This window comes from Streptomyces sp. NPDC059909 (genome assembly GCF_042730885.1).
In the GTDB taxonomy this organism is placed as follows: Bacteria; Actinomycetota; Actinomycetes; order Streptomycetales; family Streptomycetaceae; genus Streptomyces.
Map to the genome: position 1 here is coordinate 1 of NZ_JBHWKX010000168.1, position 4861 is coordinate 4861.

General features: G+C 69.5%; 6 protein-coding genes. 2 read left to right on the forward strand and 4 right to left on the reverse strand.

All coding sequences use genetic code 11. From position 1 onward, the window contains the following. Positions 1-191: 191 nt before the first annotated feature. The 4 genes from ACFV9O_RS39575 to ACFV9O_RS39590 form a co-directional block, all read right to left on the reverse strand. Positions 192-830, reverse strand: a complete 639-nt coding sequence (locus tag ACFV9O_RS39575) for an SMI1/KNR4 family protein (RefSeq protein WP_385427737.1) — start codon at positions 828-830, stop codon at positions 192-194. Positions 831-1035: 205 nt separating this feature from the next. Then, positions 1036-1491 carry a hypothetical protein gene (locus tag ACFV9O_RS39580; RefSeq protein ID WP_385427740.1) on the reverse strand — a complete coding sequence of 152 codons (456 nt, stop codon included), beginning with the start codon at positions 1489-1491 and terminating at the stop codon, positions 1036-1038. A gap of 962 nt (positions 1492-2453) precedes the next feature. Further along, positions 2454-3119 carry a hypothetical protein gene (locus ACFV9O_RS39585; protein ID WP_385427742.1) on the reverse strand — a complete coding sequence of 222 codons (666 nt, stop codon included), beginning with the start codon at positions 3117-3119 and terminating at the stop codon, positions 2454-2456. Between the two features lie 143 nt (positions 3120-3262). Beyond that, positions 3263-3520: a hypothetical protein gene (locus ACFV9O_RS39590; protein ID WP_385427744.1), complete on the reverse strand. Its 258-nt coding sequence runs from the start codon at positions 3518-3520 to the stop codon at positions 3263-3265. A 199-nt stretch (positions 3521-3719) separates the two neighbouring features. Here ACFV9O_RS39590 and ACFV9O_RS39595 point away from each other — a divergent pair, with 199 nt between their 5' ends. Both ACFV9O_RS39595 and ACFV9O_RS39600 read left to right on the forward strand, forming a co-directional pair. Further along, a complete protein-coding gene (locus ACFV9O_RS39595) occupies positions 3720-4049 on the forward strand; it encodes an ArsR/SmtB family transcription factor (RefSeq protein ID WP_385427746.1) in 330 nt (109 codons plus the stop codon). Continuing rightward, on the forward strand, positions 4046-4525 hold the full coding sequence (locus ACFV9O_RS39600; RefSeq protein ID WP_385427749.1) for an SRPBCC family protein: 480 nt from the start codon (positions 4046-4048) through the stop codon (positions 4523-4525). The genes ACFV9O_RS39595 and ACFV9O_RS39600 overlap by 4 nt, the downstream gene beginning before the upstream one ends. Positions 4526-4861: the final 336 nt, after the last annotated feature.

Genomic DNA, 4861 nt, shown 5'->3' on the forward strand with positions numbered 1-4861 from the left:
TGGACCGGCCACGACCAGCACCACACCCGCTCAAGCCGCCTCGAACGCCTCGCCTACCGACTCACAGCCTGACCCGCGAATTACGCAGCAGAGTCGCGGCTCGCTCCAAAGATCTGACCCGCCGTGACCGCTCCACAGAAGTTGAGCCAGAACCGAGACTCGTGAGCAAAGACAAGGCGAGCGCCTGAAGGTCAGGGCGTGGCCCAGGCTTCAGCACGCCACCCCGGCAGTTCCTTGTCCAGCCACCCCTCGACGGTCCTCCGCCAAGGATCCGAGGGATCGCTGTCGGCGACGTCGGCCCAGGCGTCCTCCGCCATGTCGGGGTCGATGAACAGGCCGTCGATGTACGCGTCGAAGTTGTCGGCGACCTTCGTGAAGACATGGTTGCCCAGATACCCCGGCCAGGCGATGGCGTGGACGAACGCATGGAGCTGGCCATGAGTGGCCGGGTTCAGGTCCAGGAAGAGGGTGTCGCTGCCGCCGTTTCGGGCGATAGGCAGCAGGCCGGTCAGGGGCACGTTCTCGGCGAGCCACCCATCGCGACTGCGCCGATACTCGCCCAGGAGAGTTCCCCAGCCGTACTCATCAGCGTCGTCGCGGCCCAACCGATAGAGGTCGTCGAAGCTCTGGACCGGTTCCGGTTCACAAGCCGGGAGGCGGATCGAGTAGTCCAGCTTCTCCCCGCCGGCGGCTTCCAGGAATGAGCGGTAAGCGGGTGGCAGGGGCAGCCCGATCTCCCGCTCGAGCACGGCGCACTCGCCTGGGTCGAACGCCCTGAACGGACCGCCCACCAGGCGACCCCGATACCAACGGGAGAGCTCCTCTGACACGGCACGGATTGTCGCACCCCTCACACCCGCGAGGGCTACTCACCCCTCACCAACAGCCGTCCTTACCAACAACTTCTCGTCCTCGATGCAGGCCGCTACCGCTTGAGCCGGGCGCGGATGGTGCGGAGGGCCGCGCCGCCGACGACGACGAGCGCCGCGCCGAGGCCGCCGAGAAACTCGGGCAGGGCGGCGTACAGGATCTCGATCACCGTGCCACCCCCGCCGCGGCGGCGCGCTCGGCCTGGCGGGCGCCGAGGCGGTGGAACTTGCGGCGTACCCGCTCGCCGTAGGCGGCGGGCAGGTGGGCGCCGACGGCGGATTCGGCCCAGGTCCCGGCATCCTGCGCCCACCGGGCGGCGACGGCGGCCTTGTCGGAGGTGAGACCCCGCAGGACCGTGCGGACCCGCTTGTCGCCGAGCTGGCGGTGTAGCGCCAGGTCTTCGGCGGTGCGGTGGTCCGGAAGGGCGTCGTCCAGGGTGATGCCGTCGGCAATGGTGACGCCGGTCAGCCACACCCGGCCGCCGCTGGCTCTCCGCTCCCACAGCGGTAGCCATCGTCGGCGTTCGGCTGCGGTGTACTCGTGCAGGATCCTGAGCAGCTTGGGATCGGTCAGGTAGCGACCGAGGCGGTGCACCCATTCGCCGAGCAGTGCGTCGATCACCCCGTCGCGGCACAGCTCGGGCCGGGGGATGCCGAGGACGTCGTGGGCGAAGGCGTCGACGGTCGCGTGGTCGCCTTCGATCGCGGCATTGCGTGCGGCGAGGGCGGCGAGCAGGGCGACGCGGGCGGCATGGCCGACGTCCGCGTGTCAATGCTGATTCGGAATCCGAGTCCAGGCTCCGAATCAAAGTTCTTCGACTCAAAGTGCGCAACGCCCTCGGACCACCGGACAACCGTCACCAACGCGAAGATGTCTTCCGGCCGGGAGGCTCGATCGATGACGCCAAGGAGGAAGTCCTTGAGCCAGCACACGAGCGGATCGGACGGGCGCTTCGGTGGATGACTTGGTGCAGGGGCATGGCGCGGTCGGGCACCGTCCACTGGTCATGTCGGGGTACGGCGGTCGCCTCAAGGAGAGGTGTGGTGGTGCAGGGCGGGGTTGCGGTGGTCATCGTGGCTCCTTGCCGGTCATGGGGAGGTTCCCCTGCTTATGGGCTCGGGCGGGCCCTGGACCGGCAAAGGATCTTGCTTCTCCTACTATGACCCTGATCACCTCGGATAATGTGCCGGATCCGAGGCGATAGACCGGACATGACGAGAGGTCAGGTGGCGTAGGGCGCCCTGACCCGACGGCGTCGGGTGCCGCCGGGTACCGGCTCAGTCGCGCCGTCTCAGGTACGCGCCGATTGGCGCGTGCGGCCGCCCGCGTCATGGCGTCCTGATCGTCCAGACCTTGCTCTGGACGGACGAGCTGCGTGAACCGGCCGACCTCGCCCCGGCTGCGCCCTTCACGGAGCGGGAGCTGGAGCTCGCCGAGGTGCGGACGCGGCCAGCAGGCAAGGCGACCTCCAGCAGGGCGTACGCGATGGCCGCCAGGCCCTCGCCGAACATGTGCGGGCCGCCCGCGCGGAGCGCCGAGTGCCTGGGCCCGCGCCGAGAAGCGCGTCCGGCGCCGCTGCGTGGTCACGGCTGGGATCGGATCACCGCGACGCAGCACAGTGCCGCGAGGCCCAGAGTCGCCGCCGCCGCCCCAGCGAGGGCCTCGGCGGCGGTGGCAGGAAGGATGCGGTCGGTCGGCAGGACGGCGTCCTCCGGGTCGAAGACCATCGTGAGGTGCTGGCCCGGGCGGGCGGTGGAACCGCAGGTGCGCCAGGCCTCGGTCGGGACCGGGCTGCCGTCAAGGAGGCGTACCGAGCAGGAGTTCTTGACGTAGTTCCGTCCCTCGTAGCGGTGCACGTGGACCTCGGTGACCACGACCGTACGGGCCTCGCCGCGCGCCGCGAGGACGGCCTGCGCCGCCTGGCCCGGTATCCACCAGGCGAGGGCCCCGCCGAGCAGGGCGACCGCGGCGACCAGGACACGTCCCGCGTTCGTCGAGAAGAGATACCCGGCGGCGGCCAGGCTCACGATGAGACCGACCACCGAGCCCACCGTGTCCAAACCGGTCAGCGAACCCGTCACCACGGCACCCCCGATCAGGCCTGTGGTCAGGAGGCCCACGACGACGCCCTCCACCACCAGCAGGGTCGGCGGCCGTCCGGAGAAGTTGGCCGGGCCCCACAGGAACGCCCCGTCGTAGGACATGCTGCTCCATTCGTCGTTCGGAACCTTGCGGAAGGGGGGAGCCACCCGGCACATCCTCGGGAGGCCGGGTTCGAGGTCGGCTTTGGGGAGACCACTGCCGCCGTAGAACACGCGCCCGAACCTACCTGCACACGCTTACATCCCGGATAAATTCACATATTCGGGCTATACCCGACCAAGGCAGCCGGTCAGGCCGCGCCGTGCTCCAGGGCACCTGCGACGTCGCTGGCGAGTCCGTAGCCGGCGCTGTCGTCGAGCAGTTGCTTGCGCTTGTTGTAGCGCTGCGTGGTGCGGGAGTCCTTGTGGTCGGCCCACGCTTGGACCCTGTCGATCCGCGCGTCCTTCTTTGCCAGGGCGTGCGTGACGGCGTCGATCTTACGCCGTGCGGCGGGTGGTTGACGTTGCCGAGCCCGGCCCGCTTCGCCAGCGAGTTCATCAGCCGCCACATCGCCGGTTCGTCGAGCTGGCCTCCGGTCGCCGTCTCGAACAGCCGATGTCCCGCTGCGGCGCCGGGTGACTGTGGCGCTCTCCCACGGCCGGGTGTGGGTGGCATGCACGGTCTCGGCGACTGTCTGTGGCTGGTCTCTGCCTAAAGCCCTTTGTTCAGGTTGCCTTGCGTTATCCGTAAGTCTAAACTTACCGTTCGTGGCGACTTACGAAAGTGACGACCCCTGGCGCGCCCTCGGGGACCCCACCCGCCGGGCGATCATGGAATGCCTGGCCGAGCGGCCGCGAGCGGTCGGGGAGCTCGCTGAGGAGCTGCCGGTCAGCCGGCCCGCGGTCTCCCAGCATCTGAAGGTGCTCAAGAACGCCGGTCTGGTGGCCGAGCGGAGTTCCGGCACGCGCCGGATCTACCGGCTCAACCCGGCGGGCGTGGCCGCCCTGCGCGACCAGCTGGACACCTTCTGGAACCGGGCGTTGGCTGGCTACCAGGACGTCGCCGAAGAGGGCGAACAACGCAAGGAGCAGTCATGAGCCAGGCACCAGCCGCAGTGGTGCGCCGGAAGATCGTCGTCGACGCGCCGGTCGAGCGGGCCTTCACCGCGTTCACGCAGCGGTTCGGCGACTTCAAGCCGCCGGAGCACAACATGCTGGGCGCGCCCATCGCCGAGACCGTCTTCGAAGGCCGGGTCGGCGGCCACATCTACGACCGCGGAGTCGACGGCAGCGAGTGCCGCTGGGCCCGGGTGCTCGCCTACGAGCCGCCAGACCGTGTGGTGTTCAGCTGGGACATCGGTCCGACCTGGCAGATCGAGCAGGACCCCGAGAACGCCAGCGAGGTCGAGGTCCGCTTCGTGGCCGAAACCCCGGACCGTACCCGGGTGGAGCTGGAGCACCGGCACATTGACCGGCACGGCCCCGGCTGGGAGGCGGTGTCCGGTGCAGTGGGCTCGGACGAGGGCTGGCCGCTGTACCTGGAGCGGTTCGCCGTGCTCTTCAAGGAGAGCTAGGCGCGCCGACGCCCCTGTGGTGAGCGCGTCCGCTCGCCGCAGGGGCGTGAGCATCGCTTGGCGAGGCGGCGGGCAAGTCGTGGCACGGCTGTGCCGACGAGGAGCGCGGCCAGCGGCACCACGACGTCAACCCAGGGATCTCTGAGGGGTTTGTAAGTGGCGGAGCCGGCACGCGCTTGCCCAGGCCAGGCGGTGCTCCGGTATGCCGCGCCCTCGTGCGCGTCGCGCGCGGGCTGCACACGGTGACACTCACCGACATCGATCATGTCGAGTCGCTCGGAGCGTCCTAGTGACCGACTCAGCCCTCGAGGAAAGCGCGATCGTGGAGGGCAGGAC